This is a genomic window from Kitasatospora sp. YST-16 (genome assembly GCF_026802215.1).
Taxonomy (GTDB): domain Bacteria; phylum Actinomycetota; class Actinomycetes; order Streptomycetales; family Streptomycetaceae; genus Kitasatospora; species Kitasatospora cineracea.
In genome coordinates this window covers 4657339-4670218 of sequence record NZ_CP113837.1, presented here as the reverse complement: position 1 = coordinate 4670218, position 12880 = coordinate 4657339, and the positions used below count along the sequence as shown (strand labels likewise).

Here is a 12880-nt window from a genome sequence, read left to right as displayed (position 1 = left end):
ACGGCGACCGGTTGTGCTGTCCTGCCCAGCGTCTCTTTGCGCCGGCCAGGGGCTGGATTCCCGCGGAAGGCTGGTCCTTCCGGGGAGCTGCGAAGTGCGGTGCACTGTGGTGCGAAGCGGCGCGGACGGCCGGTTCTGGTGCCGACCTCGCTGCGCCTGTTGATGCCCGGGCCCCCGCCGCGCGGCGGCAGTGCGGGCCCCGCCCGGCCGAGCCTCAGTCAGGAGGCTGGGGGTGGGAGTCCGGTGCCGTCACGGCTTCGGGATGGGCCCCACTTGCGCAGGCAGGCTGCGTACGCGGTGTGGCGAGCTCCCGGAGAATCGTGCTCCCGAGCTTCCGGCCCCCGTGCGGACGGGGGAACGGGATCGGGATGCGTCGCACCGGCGCCCGGAGGGCATCTGGTGCAGCAATGAGGTTAACACTACCTACCCCCTGACACATTCCCCAGCCCTTTGGTTGTCAATCGTGTCCGTCTCACATGTCGAGCGGCAGGACGGTGGCGCCGGCGCGGTCCAGCTCCAGCCGGTGCGCCGCGAACTGCGCCCCCGCGAAGTTGAGCACCTTGCCGGCACCGGCCTCGTCGGTGAGGGCGAGCACGGTCGGTCCGGCACCCGAGATGACGGCGGGGACGCCCTCGGCGCGCAGGGCGGCGACCAAGGCCGCGCTGTCCGGCATCGCGGAGGCCCGGTAGTCCTGGTGCAGGCGGTCCTCGGTGGCGGTGAGCAGCAGCTCCGGGCGGCGGGTGAGCGCCTCGACCAGCAGGGCGGCGCGGCCCGCGTTGAGCGCGGCGTCGGAGAGCGGGACGGTCTTGGGGAGCAGGCCGCGCGCGGTCTCGGTGAGCACCTCGGTGGACGGGATGAACACGACCGGCACGACCCGGTCGGAGGGGTCCAGGGTGATGGTGCGGGCGCCGTCGTCCTCGGTCCAGGCGACGGTGAAGTTGCCGCGCAGGCAGGCCGCGACGTTGTCCGGGTGGCCCTCCAGCTCGGAGGCGAGGGCGAGCAGCGCGTCGTCGCCGAGCGCGGAGGCGCCGCCGATGGTGACGGCGCGGGCGGCGACGATGCCGGCGCAGATCGCGGCGGACGAGGAGCCCAGGCCGCGGCCGTGCGGTATCCGGTTGGCGCAGACCACTTCGAGGCCGCGGGGCTGGCCGCCGAGCCGGTCGAAGGCGGCGCGCATCGAGCGGACCACCAGGTGGCGCTCGTCGCGGGCCAGGTTCTCGGCGCCCTCGCCGGCGATGTCCACGGCCAGGCCGGAGTCGGAGACCCGGACCACCACGTCGTCGTAGAGCCCCAGGGCGAGGCCGAAGGCGTCGAAGCCGGGGCCGAGGTTGGCGCTGGTCGCGGGGACGCGGACCCGGACGGCGGCGGCGCGGAACGCGGGACCGGCCATGCGGTGGACACACTCCTGAAAGGTGGGGGGATCCAGGCCCGGGCGATCCGGACGACGGGGCCTGCGGTGGTACGTGGCGGCGGGGTGCCGAAGGGGGCGCGCAGCATGGCGCGGCCCGCGGGGTCAAGCGTATCGAAGAGAGGTTCCGGAGCGGTACACCCCGCCCGGCTCGGATCTTCCGTGTTGCCGCAACCAGCGGAAAAGCACCGGTGGGTTGACCGGAAAGCGGCGGCGAGCGGTCCGCTCCGTGGGGGCGGGCCGCTCGCCGGGTCGACGCTCGGTCGGACGGGTCAGTCGAGCAGGCCGAGGCGGCGGGCGGCCGTCTCGGGGTCGATCGGGACGATCTGCGGCTGCGGGGCGCCGGCCACCGCCCAGTCCGGGTCCTTGAGGCCGTTGCCGGTGACGGTGCAGACGATCCGCTGGCCGGGGTCGACCAGGCCGGCCTCGGCCTTGGCGAGCAGGCCGGCCACCGAGGCGGCCGAGGCGGGCTCGACGAAGACGCCCTCCTGGGAGGCCAACAGCCGGTAGGCGGACAGGATCTGGCGGTCCGTCACCTTGTCGATGAGGCCGCCGGAGTCGTCCCGGGCGGCGAGCGCGTAGTCCCAGGAGGCGGGGTTGCCGATCCGGATCGCGGTGGCGATGGTCTGCGGCTTGAGCACCGGGGCGCCGTCCACGATGGGGGCCGAGCCGGACGCCTGGAAGCCCCACATCCGCGGGGTGCGGGTGGCGAGGCCGTCCGCGGCGTACTCGCGGTAGCCCTTCCAGTAGGCGGTGATGTTGCCCGCGTTGCCGACCGGCAGGACGTGGATGTCGGGGGCGTCGCCGAGCATGTCGACGATCTCGAAGGCGGCGGTCTTCTGGCCCTCGATGCGCACCGGGTTGACCGAGTTGACCAGGGCGACCGGGTACTTCTCGGAGAGCTCGCGGGCCAGCGTCAGGCAGTCGTCGAAGTTGCCGTCGACCTGCAGGATCTTGGCGCCGTGCACCAGCGCCTGGCCCATCTTGCCGAGGGCGATCTTGCCCTGCGGGACGAGCACGGCGGAGACCATGCCGGCCCGCACCGCGTAGGCGGCGGCGGAGGCGGAGGTGTTGCCGGTGGACGCGCAGATGACGGCCTGGGCGCCGTCCTCCTTGGCCTTGGAGATGGCCATGGTCATCCCGCGGTCCTTGAAGGAGCCGGTCGGGTTGGCGCCCTCGACCTTGAGGTAGACGTCGCAGCCGGTGCGCTCGGAGAGCACCTGGGCGGGGACGAGCGGCGTGCCGCCCTCCAGCAGGGTCACCACGGGGGTGGAGGCGGAGACCGGGAGGCGGTCGCGGTACTCCTCGATGAGGCCGCGCCACTGGTGGGTGTGGCTGCCTCGGGCGGTGCTTTCGGCAATGGCGTTCATACCGGTTTTCCTATTCCCCTTCGACCCGCATGATGCTGGCCACGTCGCGCACGCTGTCCAGTGCGCGGAGCTTGTCGACCGTCGCCGACAGGGCGGCGTCGGTGGCGCGGTGGGTGACCACGACGAGCGCGGCGTCGCCGTCGCGGCCCTGCTGGCGCACGGTGTCGATGGAGACGCCGTGCTCGGCGAAGACCGAGGCGACCTGGGCGAGCACGCCCGCGCGGTCGTCCACGTCCAGGCTGACGTGGTAGCGGGTGACCACCTCGTCCATCGGCTTGGCGGGCAGCGCGGCGTACACCGAGTCGCCGGGGCCGGTGGAGCCGTTCAGCTTGTTGCGGCAGACCGCGACCAGGTCGCCGAGGACCGCGGAGGCGGTCGGCGAGCCGCCCGCGCCGGGGCCGTAGAACATCAGCCGGCCGGCCGCCTCGGCCTCCACGAAGACCGCGTTGTACGCCTCGCGGACCGAGGCCAGCGGGTGGCTGAGCGGGATCATCGCCGGGTGCACCCGGGCGGTGACCGAGGCGCCGTCGGCGGCGCGCTCGCAGATCGCCAGCAGCTTGACCACGCAGCCCATCTGCTTGGCGGAGGCGATGTCGGCGGCGGTGACCTCGGTGATGCCCTCGCGGTAGACGTCCGCGGCGGTGACCTTGGTGTGGAAGGCGATCCCGGCCAGGATGGCGGCCTTGGCGGCGGCGTCGAAGCCCTCCACGTCGGCGGTCGGGTCGGCCTCGGCGTAGCCGAGCGCGGTGGCCTCCTCCAGCGCCTCGGAGTACCCGGCGCCGGTGGAGTCCATCTTGTCGAGGATGAAGTTGGTGGTGCCGTTGACGATGCCCAGCACCCGGTTCACCTTGTCGCCGGCCAGCGACTCGCGCAGCGGGCGCAGCAGCGGGATCGCCCCGGCGACGGCGGCCTCGTAGTAGAGGTCGACGCCGGCCGCGGCGGCCTTCTCGTGCAGTTCGGCGCCGTCCTTGGCGAGCAGCGCCTTGTTGGCGGAGACCACCGAGGCGCCGCCCTCGAAGGCTTTCAGGATCAGCGATTTGGACGGCTCGATGCCGCCCACCACCTCGACCACCACGTCGATGTCGCCGCGGCCGACCAGGGCCTCGGCGTCGGTGGTGAGCAGGTGCTCGGGCACCCCGGGGCGGGGGCGCCCGGCCCGGCGGACCGCGATGCCGGCGAGCTCGACCGGGGCGCCGATGCGCGCGGCGAGGTCGTCGGCCGTCGTCGTCATGATGCGCGCCACCTCGGAGCCCACCACACCACAGCCCAGCAACGCCACCTTCAGCGGGCGCGTACGCATCATCCGACTCCGCTCTGCATTCTTCGGTCCCCGTCGGGGTGTTCCGTCGCCCCCGGGGGCTTGCCTGTTTCCCACCAGTCTCCGGGACTTTCCGCACGGATCTACGGCTGGTCCACGTTCTGAGACGAAAATTTCGTCAGCCGATATCGAGCCGCAGGAGATCCTCCTCCGTCTCGCGGCGGACGATCACCCGGGCCGCGCCGTCCGCGACGGCCAGCACGGGGGGCTTGAGGGCGTGGTTGTAGTTGCTCGCCATCGAGCGGCAGTAGGCGCCGGTCGCGGGCACCGCGATCAGGTCGCCGGGGGCCAGGTCGGCGGGCAGGAAGGCGTCCTTGACCACGATGTCGCCGGACTCGCAGTGCTTGCCGACCACCCGGGCCAGCATCGGCTCGGCCTCGCTGGTGCGGGAGACCAGCGCCACCGAGTACTCGGCGTCGTACAGCGCGGTGCGGATGTTGTCGGACATGCCGCCGTCCACGCTGACGTAGGTGCGCAGGCCCTCCAGCGGCTTGACGGTGCCGACCTCGTAGAGGGTGAACGCGGTCGGGCCGACGATCGCCCGGCCCGGCTCGACCGAGATCCGAGGGGCCGTCAACTCGGCGGCGGCGCACTCGCGTCGGACGATCTCGCGGAGCGAGGCGGCGATCTCGGCGGGCTCGCGCGGGTCGTCGTCGGCGGTGTAGGCGATGCCCAGGCCGCCGCCCAGGTCGATCTCCGGCAGCTCGACGCCGTGCTCGTCGCGGACCTCGGCGAGCAGGCCGACCACCCGGCGGGCGGCGACCTCGAAGCCGGCGAAGTCGAAGATCTGCGAGCCGATGTGCGAGTGGATGCCGCGCAGTTCCAGGGCCGGCTCGGCCAGCACCCGGCGGACCGCCTCGGCGGCCAGGCCCCCGGAGAGCGAGAGGCCGAACTTCTGGTCCTCGTGCGCGGTGGCGATGAACTCGTGGGTGTGCGCCTCGACGCCGACGGTGATCCGGATCAGCACCGGCTGCCGGACGCCCTGGGCGTCGGCGATCCGGGCCAGCCGCTCGATCTCCTGGAAGGAGTCGACCACGATGTGCCCGACCCCGGCCTTCACCGCCTGCTCCAGCTCCGGCACCGACTTGTTGTTGCCGTGCAGCGCGATCCGCTCCCCCGGCATGCCGGCCGCCAGCGCCACGTGCAGCTCGCCCGAGGAGCAGACGTCGACGTTCAGGCCCTCCTCGTGCAGCCAGCGCACCACGGCCTTGGACAGGAACGCCTTGCCCGCGTAGTACACGTCGGCGCTCTCGCCGAAGGCGTCCCGCCAGGCCCGGGCCCGGGCCCGGAAGTCGGCCTCGTCCAGCACGTAGGCGGGGGTGCCGAACTCGGCGGCCAGGGTGCGCACGTCGACGCCGCCGACGGTGGCGACGCCCTCGGCGTTCCGGGCCACGGTGCGCGACCAGACCTTGGGGTCGAGCGCGTTGAGGTCGGCCGGCGGGGCCTGGTAGTGGCCCTCGGGCAGCACGTCGCCGTGGCGGGGGCCTGCGGGGTGGGCGGAGCGGCTCATCTGATGAAACTTCCTCGACCTATGGCGAGGGGCGGCCACCGGTCTCCGTCGACCGGTCGCCGCCCCCTGCTGTGCTGCGCTTCGGGGGTGTGGTGCTTACATCCGCTCGGGCGCCGAGACGCCGAGCAGGCCGAGGCCGTTGGCCAGCGTCGTCCGCGTCGCGTCGGCCAGCCAGAGGCGGGCGTGCGTGAGGTCGGTGACCTCCTCGTCGCCCTTCGGCAGGATCTGGCAGTTGTCGTAGAACCGGTGGTAGGCGCGGGCCAGTTCCTCCAGGTACGTGGCCACGTGGTGCGGCTCGCGCAGCTCGCCGGCCTTGGCCAGCACCCGCGGGAACTCGCCGAGCTGGCCGAGCAGGTCGTTCTCCCACTCGCTGCTCAGCAGCTCCGGTTTGAAGTCCGCGCTGCGGGTGATGCCCTTCTCCACCGCGTTGCGCTGCACCGAGCACATCCGGGCGTGCGCGTACTGCACGTAGTAGACCGGGTTCTCCCGGGAGGTGCTGGTCACCAGGTCGATGTCGATGGTGATGGTGGAGTCGGTGGACTGCCGCACCAGCATGTAGCGGGCGGCGTCCACGCCGATCCAGTCGATCACGTCGTCGATCGTGATGATGTTGCCCGCGCGCTTGGAGAGCCGGACCTCCTTGCCGTCGCGCAGCATCTTCACGAACTGGCCGATCATCACCTCGATGTTGCGGTCCATGTCGTCGCCGGCGCAGGCCGCGATGGCCTTGAGGCGGTTGACGTAGCCGTGGTGGTCGGCGCCGAGCATGTAGACCGAGACCTCCGCGCCGCGGTCCCGCTTGCTCAGGTAGTAGGCGGCGTCGGCGGCGAAGTAGGTGGTCTCGCCGTCGGCCTTGATCAGGACGCGGTCCTTGTCGTCGCCGAAGTCGGTGGTGCGCAGCCAGATCGCACCCTCCCGGTCGAAGACGTGGCCCTGCTCGCGCAGCCGCTCGATGGCCTTCTCGACGGCGCCGGAGTCGTGCAGGGTCTGCTCGGAGAACCAGGTGTCGAAGTGCACCCCGAACTCGGCCATCGAGCGCTGGATCTCGGCGACCATCAGTTTGAGGCCCTCGGTGCGGAACGCCTGGAGCTGCTCGTCCTCGGGCAGGTCGAGCACGCCGGGCAGGCCGTCGGTGACGGCCTTGGCGATGTCGGAGATGTACTCGCCGACGTAGCCGTCCTCGGGGACGGGCTGCCCGTTGGCGGCGGCCTTCAGCGACTTGGCGAACTTGGTGATCTGCACGCCGGCGTCGTTCAGGTAGTACTCGGTGGACACCTCGGCGCCGGTCGCCTTGAGCACCCGGGCCAGCGAGTCGCCGACGGCGGCCCAGCGGACGCCGCCGATGTGGATCGGGCCGGTCGGGTTCGCCGAGACGAACTCCAGGTTGATCTTCAGGCCCTTGAGCGCCTCGTTGCGGCCGTACGCCTCGCCCGCCTCGACGATGGTGCGCGCCAGCCCGCCCTGGGTGGCGGCGTCCAGCGTGATGTTCAGGAAGCCCGGCCCGGCGATGTCGACCTTCGCCACGCCGGTGATCTCTCGCAGGCGCCCGGCCAGGATCTCCGCGACGGCTCGCGGCGGCTTGCCGGCCGGCTTCGCGAGCTGGAGGGCCACGTTGGTGGCGTAGTCGCCGTGGTCCCTGTTCTTGGGCCGCTCGACCGTCACGTGCGCGGGCACGTCGACGGTCAGCTCGTCCGCCTCGACGGCGGCGCTGACGGCGGCCTGGACTGCCTGGGAGAGTTCTGCGGGTGTCACGGTGCCAAGCCTAGGCGAGACGGGGTACCGGGCCGCCACTCGGTTTGTCCGCCGCGGGCCGCGTCGCGCCGTCCGGCGTGCTTCGTGTCGTCGGACGTCCCCGCTGGCGGGCACATCTCACGGGTGGGGCTCGTCCGGCCGGACGAGTTCCTGCGGCTGTTCGCCCAGGGCTGAATCCCGGGAGGTTTGCCCGACCGCCGGCGGCTGGCCCCCGAAGTCGTAGGCGAACCGGCGCCCGCCCGCCGCCGACACCCGCAGCCGCCGCACCAGCGCGACCAGCTCCGCCGGGTCGAAGGGCTTCGCCAGGTAGCCGTCCACCCCCACCGACTCGCCGCGCTCCAGGTCGGCCGGCGTGCAGGCGCTCACGATCGCTATCGGCAGGTGCGCGGTCTCCCGCGCCGCGCGCAGCCGGGCCGCCGTCCGCAGACCGTCCAGCCGGGGCATCACCACGTCCAGCGTGACCACGTCCGGGGCGACCCGGCCGACCACCTCCAGGCACTCGGCACCGTCGGCGGCGGTCACCACCTCGAAGCCCTCCAGCTCCAGGTTGACCCTGATCAGTTGGCGGATCACCTCGCTGTCGTCCACCACGAGGACCCGCCCCGACGTCGCCGCCACCTCACCGAGGGTAGCCGCGCCCCGTCCCGCTGTCCGGCCTTTCGGCTACTTGCCGGTCACCTGCTGACGGGGCGTCGGGGCGGCACCGCGCCGGGCCGCGGAAACCCGTGCACGGAGCACGGAGTTTCCCTGGTAGTGTTTTCCCCGTCAGGCCGGGCAGCACCGCGAGGTCAGCCCAGGCCCCCGTAGCTCAGGGGATAGAGCACCGCCCTCCGGAGGCGGGTGCGTAGGTTCGAATCCTACCGGGGGCACTTCGCTTCGAAGTGCAACAGAGGCCCAGGTCAGTGGAGTTGCTCCACGGATCTGGGCCTTCGTCGTTCCCGGGAGCACCGGGCCGAAACCGCTTCCTCCGGCCGCGGGCCGGTCGCTACTGTTCGCCCCACGACTTTCCTTGGGGGTGGCGCGATGACCAGGACGGAACCCGTCCCGAACCTGCCGGACGACCGGCTGTGCTGGCTGGCGGTCCGGGACCAGGTGGGGCGGCGGGCGGCCCGGCCGGGGGCGTTCGGGTGGCTGACGGCGCTGTTCGCGGCCCGGGGCGGCCGGGCCGGGCGGCAGGCGGCCGGGCTGGCGGGCGACCTGCGGCGCGACCGGACGTCGGGGCGGCTGCACGAGTACGCCTTCGCCGTGGACGGTGCGGCCGAGACGCTCACCGCCGAGGAGCGGGCGCACCTGCGGGCCACCGGCGAGGTGCCGGAGCGGTTCCTGGCCGAGGTCGAGCGGCGGGTCGCCGAGCGGCGCGCGAAGCGCTGAACTCCCGGGCCGGGCAAGGGTTCCGGCGGGGGCGGGGGGCCGGGGTGTGGCAGGGTACCGGGGTGATGATCTCTGCTGAGCAGGTCCGATTCGTGTCCGGGGCGTCCGCGCCGATCCTGTTGCTGGGCGGCGCCCCGGTGCACGGGGCGCTGCCGGTGCTGCGGGTCGCGGACGGGGCGGTGCCCGGACTGGACGGCTGGTCGGTGTTCGCCAGCCTCACCATGTGCGTGCTGGACGGGCCCGGCGACGCCGGCTGCCTCTTCCCCACCCTGGGCGGCTCGTTCGCCGCCGACGGCGTGGCCGGCTGGTGCGCCGAGGTCGAGCGGGCCGGCGGCGCGCTGGTGGTCTCGCTGCCCGATCCGGCCGCGCTGGCCGGGCCGCTCGACTGGACCGCGCTGCTCGACGGGGGCTCGCACGGCGGGTTCGCCCCGGCCGTCGCCGCCTGACGGTCCGTCAGCGCTTGGCGTTGCGGCGGTGCTCGCCGCTCAGCACCAGGGCCGGGGTGCCCTGGTCGTAGGCGCCGCAGGCGGTCGTCGACCAGGGCGACCACTGGCGGGGCACCGCGAAGTACGGCACCAGCACCGGCCCCTTGCGGCCCGGTGCGGCCTTCGCCGGCAGCAGGGCGGGCAGCACGTCCGGCGTCTGGCCGGCCAGGATCGCGGTCCGGCAGGAGCGGCAGGTGGGGCGGCGCTCGGCGGCGGCCTCCCGGGGCGTCAGGTGCCGGCGCTGCCGGGCCTTGCGGCCCCGGCCGGGGGCGAGAACGATGTCGGCGGGCCCGTGCAGCGGGTTCCAGTAGCAGCGGACCTGCAGCGGCCCGGGGCGCTTCCCGGCGTGCAGCAGGTGGGCGGCGGCGAGCCGTTCGACGGCCTGCTCGGCCATGACGACGGCCGCCGCCAGGTCCGGCAGGTCGGTGTCCTCGTCCCCGGCGTGGTCGAGCAGCCGGCCGGCCGCCTCGTACGCCTCCAGGGCCCACTGGTAGGCCACCCGGGCGGCCGACTCCTCGCTCTGCAGGTGCAGTTCGGCGGCCCGGAAGACCGCCCCGGCCGCGGTGACCCGCTCGGCGGCGACCCCGCGCAGGTGCTCCCGCAGCGCCTCCCACTCCCCCAGCACCAGCGCCTGGCGGGCCCGTGCCTCGCGCCGGGTGGGCGGCGCGGCGGGATCCGCCGGGACCGAACCCGCGACCTTGAGAAACCACCAGCGCCGGAACACCGCGCCTCCCCCGTGCCTGTGCGTCGAGTCCCCATTGTGGACCTCCGGACGGGGCGGCGGGCAGGGGGGCGGGGCCGGTTCAGCCCGCCGCGGCCAGGAGTTCGGCGACGGTGTGGTCGAAGGCGGCGCTGTAGGAGGTGTCGTCGCTGTCCCCGCCCTGCTGGTAGCCGCCGATGACGCCGATGACCTGGCCGGTGGCGGTGTCGACGAAGGGGCCGCCGCTGGTGCCGCCGGGGAAGGACGGGCAGTCGATCCGGCGCTGGTAGGTGTCCTGGCGGCTGGTGGTGTTGGTGCAGAGGACCGGCAGTTCGCTCCCGGCGGGGTAGCCGTAGAGCCGGGCCTCGGCGGTCCAGGAGGCGGCGGTGCCGAGCGGGTTGCCGCCGAGGGCGTCCTCGATCTGCTGCCCGTCGTTCGGGGCGACGGCGAGGACGGCGAAGTCCTCGTCGGGGTCGCCGCCGTTGCGCCAGCCGTCCGCGGTGTAGACCTTGGTGACCCGCCAACTGCCGTACGGGGCCCGGCCGTCGCGGTAGCCGGGGACGAAGGTGGTGCCGGCCGCGCCGGACAGGCAGTGCGCGGCGGTGAGGATCAGGTTGCGGCCGGGGCTGTCGATGACGCTGGCGGTGCAGAAGTGGTTGCCGGGGCCGGTCGGTCCGGCGAAGAGGGCGCCGACCCGGCGGGACTCGGCGTTGTCGGGGGCGGTGGCGGTGGTGCCGGGGACGGCGTCGGGCGGCGCGCTGGGCGGGGCCTGCAGGGTGGGGGCGGTGACGGGGTCGTCCTGCCGCACCGCGGCGGGGGCGGACGCCGGCGCCGAGGTCGGGGTGGGGGCCGCCGTCGGGCTCGGGGTGGGCGAAGGCGTCGGCGAAGGCGTCGGCGTGGGCGTCGCGGGGGCGGCCAGGGCCACCGGGCGGGTGCGGGGCCGTCCGGGGTCGCGGAGTTGGACGGTGAGCACTCCGGCGGTCGCTATCGCGCCGACCACGCCGACGGCGAGGACCGAGGTGAGGGCGGCCGACCGCAGCGGGCGGTGTCCGTCCTGGCTGGTGTTGCGTCCCATCCGCTGCCCCGTTCCGGCCGGTCCTGGTCGTGGCGGTGCCCACGGCGCGGATCCGACGCGGGCACGTGTCGATCGGTTGCCCGATCGGCTCCCCAATATCCGTCGTGGAGCTGGGAAAGCCGTCATGACTGCCTGGGAGGCTCGTGAGATTTCCGACGGCGTCGAGCAGCGTCCCACGGCCGGGGGCGGGTGTCCGGGTCCGACACCCGCGGGGCGGGTGTCGGACTCCGGTGCGGGGCGGGGCCGTCAGACCGCGGCGCGGGCCTCGGCGGCGGCGTCCTCGCCCCGGGCCTCGCCGGGGGCCGGGCGGTGGTTGATCATCAGGAAGGCGACCAGGGCGGCGCCCAGCAGGATGGCCATGGCGACGGTGGTGGCGACGGCGTAGCCGTGCACCGCGCCCTGGGCCTGGACCAGCGGGTCGGTGGGGTTGCGGGCGGCCAGATAGGTGGCGGTGGCGCTGGCGGCGATGGTGTTGAGCAGCGCGGTGCCGATCGAACCGCCGACCTGCTGGGCGCTGTTGATGATGGCGGAGGCGGCGCCGGTCTCCTGCGGGGGGACGTTCAGGGTGGCCAGGCTCATGGTGGGCATGAAGACCAGGCCCATGCCGAAGCCGAGCAGCAGTTCGGCGGGCAGCACCATCGTGGCGTAGGGGCTGTCGACCTTGATCTGGGTGAGCCAGGCCATGCCGGCCGCGCCGAGCAGCAGGCCGGGGACGACCAGGTTGCGGGTGGGGATCCGGGTCATCAGCCGGGAGGCGATGCCGGCCGCGCTGATCACGATGGCGGCGGTCATCGGCAGGAAGGAGACGCCGGCCTTGATCGGCGAGTAGCCCTTGATCACCTGGAGGTAGTAGGTGAGGAAGAGGAACAGGCCGAACATGCCGATCACGGCGAGTCCGACCGAGAGCGCGCCGCCGGCCCGGTTGCGGTTGCCGATCAGGTGCATCGGCAGCAGGGCGTGCTCGGTGCGCCGTTCGACCAGCGCGAAGACCGCGAGCAGGGCGACGCCGGCGCACAGCGCGGTGAGCACCACCCAGTCGTCCCAGCCGCGGGAGACCGCCTCGGAGGTGCCGTACACGATGGCCAGCAGGCCGCCGCAGCCGAGCACCGCGCCGGGCAGGTCGAGCCGGACCCGGCGGGCGCGGTCGACGTGGTCGCGGACCAGCAGGTAGTACGCGCCGATGCCGGTGACGACCGCGATCGGGATGTTGACGTACAGGCACCAGCGCCAGGACAGGTACTCGGTGAGCAGTCCGCCGGTGATCAGGCCGATCGCGGCGCCGCCGCCGGCCAGGGCGCCGAAGATGCCGAAGGCGGTGGCGCGTTCGCGCGGGTCGCGGAAGGTGACGGAGAGCAGGGAGAGCGCGGACGGGGCGAGCAGCGCGCCGAAGGCGCCCTGCAGGGCGCGGGCGGCGAAGAGCATGCCGCCGGTGGTGGCGAAGCCGCCGAGGCCGGAGGCGAGGGCGAAGCCGAGCAGTCCGACCAGGAAGGTCCGTTTGCGGCCGAAGAGGTCGCCGATCCGGCCGCCGAGCAGCAGGAGTCCGCCGAAGGCCAGCGTGTAGGCGGTGATCACCCACTGGCGGTTGGCGTCGGAGATGTCGAGCGCCTTCTGCGCGGAGGGCAGGGCGATGTTCACGATCGTCGCGTCGAGGACGATCATCAGCTGGGCGATGGCGATGACCGCCAGGGCCCACCAGCGGCGCGGATCCGCCGCGGGGGTGTCGGGGGCTTGCTGGGGGGTCACCGTGAGGCCGCCTTCCGCCGATCGGGAGTGGGGCTGGGCGCGTACGGCGCTCTTCCCAGGGAAACCCCCGGACGGACCAGCGGCAAGGCGAATTGTCCAGTTTGTCAACATGTGGGACGGGGTCCCGGGTGCCCGGCCGCATCGGCCA

11 protein-coding genes and 1 tRNA gene are annotated in these 12880 nt (G+C 73.6%); 3 read left to right on the top strand and 9 right to left on the bottom strand.

The features are described from left to right. Nucleotides 1–472: 472 nt before the first annotated feature. From thrB to OU787_RS21430, 6 genes are all read right to left on the bottom strand, one after another. Entirely contained in the window at nt 473–1390 is a 918-nt protein-coding gene (thrB, locus tag OU787_RS21455) for a homoserine kinase (protein WP_030457735.1), read from the bottom strand. A gap of 290 nt (nt 1391–1680) precedes the next feature. After that, nucleotides 1681–2778: a threonine synthase gene (gene thrC / locus OU787_RS21450; RefSeq protein ID WP_051816477.1), complete on the bottom strand. Its 1098-nt coding sequence runs from the start codon at nt 2776–2778 to the stop codon at nt 1681–1683. Between the two features lie 10 nt (nt 2779–2788). Further along, nucleotides 2789–4081, bottom strand: coding sequence for a homoserine dehydrogenase (locus tag OU787_RS21445; protein ID WP_030457737.1), 1293 nt, complete (start codon nt 4079–4081; stop codon nt 2789–2791). A 133-nt stretch (nt 4082–4214) separates the two neighbouring features. Further along, nucleotides 4215–5606: a diaminopimelate decarboxylase gene (gene lysA, locus OU787_RS21440; protein ID WP_030457738.1), complete on the bottom strand. Its 1392-nt coding sequence runs from the start codon at nt 5604–5606 to the stop codon at nt 4215–4217. A 96-nt stretch (nt 5607–5702) separates the two neighbouring features. Beyond that, entirely contained in the window at nt 5703–7358 is a 1656-nt protein-coding gene (gene argS / locus OU787_RS21435) for an arginine--tRNA ligase (RefSeq protein ID WP_030457739.1), read from the bottom strand. 117 nt (nt 7359–7475) lie between these two features. After that, nucleotides 7476–7976: a response regulator gene (locus OU787_RS21430; protein WP_051816478.1), complete on the bottom strand. Its 501-nt coding sequence runs from the start codon at nt 7974–7976 to the stop codon at nt 7476–7478. Nucleotides 7977–8155: 179 nt separating this feature from the next. On the opposite strand from OU787_RS21430, the gene OU787_RS21425 reads away from it, so the two are divergent. From OU787_RS21425 to OU787_RS21415, 3 genes are all read left to right on the top strand, one after another. Next, nucleotides 8156–8227: transfer RNA gene (locus OU787_RS21425), tRNA-Arg, on the top strand. 154 nt (nt 8228–8381) lie between these two features. Further along, nucleotides 8382–8729, top strand: a complete 348-nt coding sequence (locus OU787_RS21420; RefSeq protein ID WP_030457741.1) for a hypothetical protein — start codon at nt 8382–8384, stop codon at nt 8727–8729. 65 nt (nt 8730–8794) lie between these two features. Next, nucleotides 8795–9175 carry a hypothetical protein gene (locus OU787_RS21415; RefSeq protein ID WP_227480354.1) on the top strand — a complete coding sequence of 127 codons (381 nt, stop codon included), beginning with the start codon at nt 8795–8797 and terminating at the stop codon, nt 9173–9175. 7 nt (nt 9176–9182) lie between these two features. Here the strand turns inward: OU787_RS21415 and OU787_RS21410 are convergent, their stop codons facing one another. The 3 genes from OU787_RS21410 to OU787_RS21400 form a co-directional block, all read right to left on the bottom strand. Beyond that, nucleotides 9183–9938 (bottom strand): hypothetical protein, encoded by a 756-nt coding sequence (locus tag OU787_RS21410; RefSeq protein WP_030457743.1) that lies wholly within the window; start codon nt 9936–9938, stop codon nt 9183–9185. Between the two features lie 79 nt (nt 9939–10017). After that, the gene (locus OU787_RS21405; protein WP_051816480.1) at nt 10018–10989 is read right to left on the bottom strand and encodes a trypsin-like serine peptidase; all 972 of its coding nucleotides are present in this window, start codon (nt 10987–10989) and stop codon (nt 10018–10020) included. A gap of 246 nt (nt 10990–11235) precedes the next feature. After that, nucleotides 11236–12843 carry an MFS transporter gene (locus OU787_RS21400; protein ID WP_442788523.1) on the bottom strand — a complete coding sequence of 536 codons (1608 nt, stop codon included), beginning with the start codon at nt 12841–12843 and terminating at the stop codon, nt 11236–11238. Between the last annotated feature and the right edge of the window lie 37 nt (nt 12844–12880).

Excerpts from the sequence above, each read along its gene's own strand:
- OU787_RS21405 (WP_051816480.1), bottom strand. The coding sequence starts at position 10,989 with ATGGGACGCAACACCAGCCAGGACGGACACCGCCCGCTGCGGTCGGCC.
- OU787_RS21400 (WP_442788523.1), bottom strand. The coding sequence starts at position 12,843 with ATGTTGACAAACTGGACAATTCGCCTTGCCGCTGGTCCGTCCGGGGGT.
- OU787_RS21420 (WP_030457741.1), top strand. The coding sequence starts at position 8,382 with ATGACCAGGACGGAACCCGTCCCGAACCTGCCGGACGACCGGCTGTGC.
- thrC (WP_051816477.1), bottom strand. The coding sequence starts at position 2,778 with ATGAACGCCATTGCCGAAAGCACCGCCCGAGGCAGCCACACCCACCAG.
- thrB (WP_030457735.1), bottom strand. The coding sequence starts at position 1,390 with ATGGCCGGTCCCGCGTTCCGCGCCGCCGCCGTCCGGGTCCGCGTCCCC.
- OU787_RS21445 (WP_030457737.1), bottom strand. The coding sequence starts at position 4,081 with ATGATGCGTACGCGCCCGCTGAAGGTGGCGTTGCTGGGCTGTGGTGTG.
- lysA (WP_030457738.1), bottom strand. The coding sequence starts at position 5,606 with ATGAGCCGCTCCGCCCACCCCGCAGGCCCCCGCCACGGCGACGTGCTG.
- OU787_RS21415 (WP_227480354.1), top strand. The coding sequence starts at position 8,795 with ATGATCTCTGCTGAGCAGGTCCGATTCGTGTCCGGGGCGTCCGCGCCG.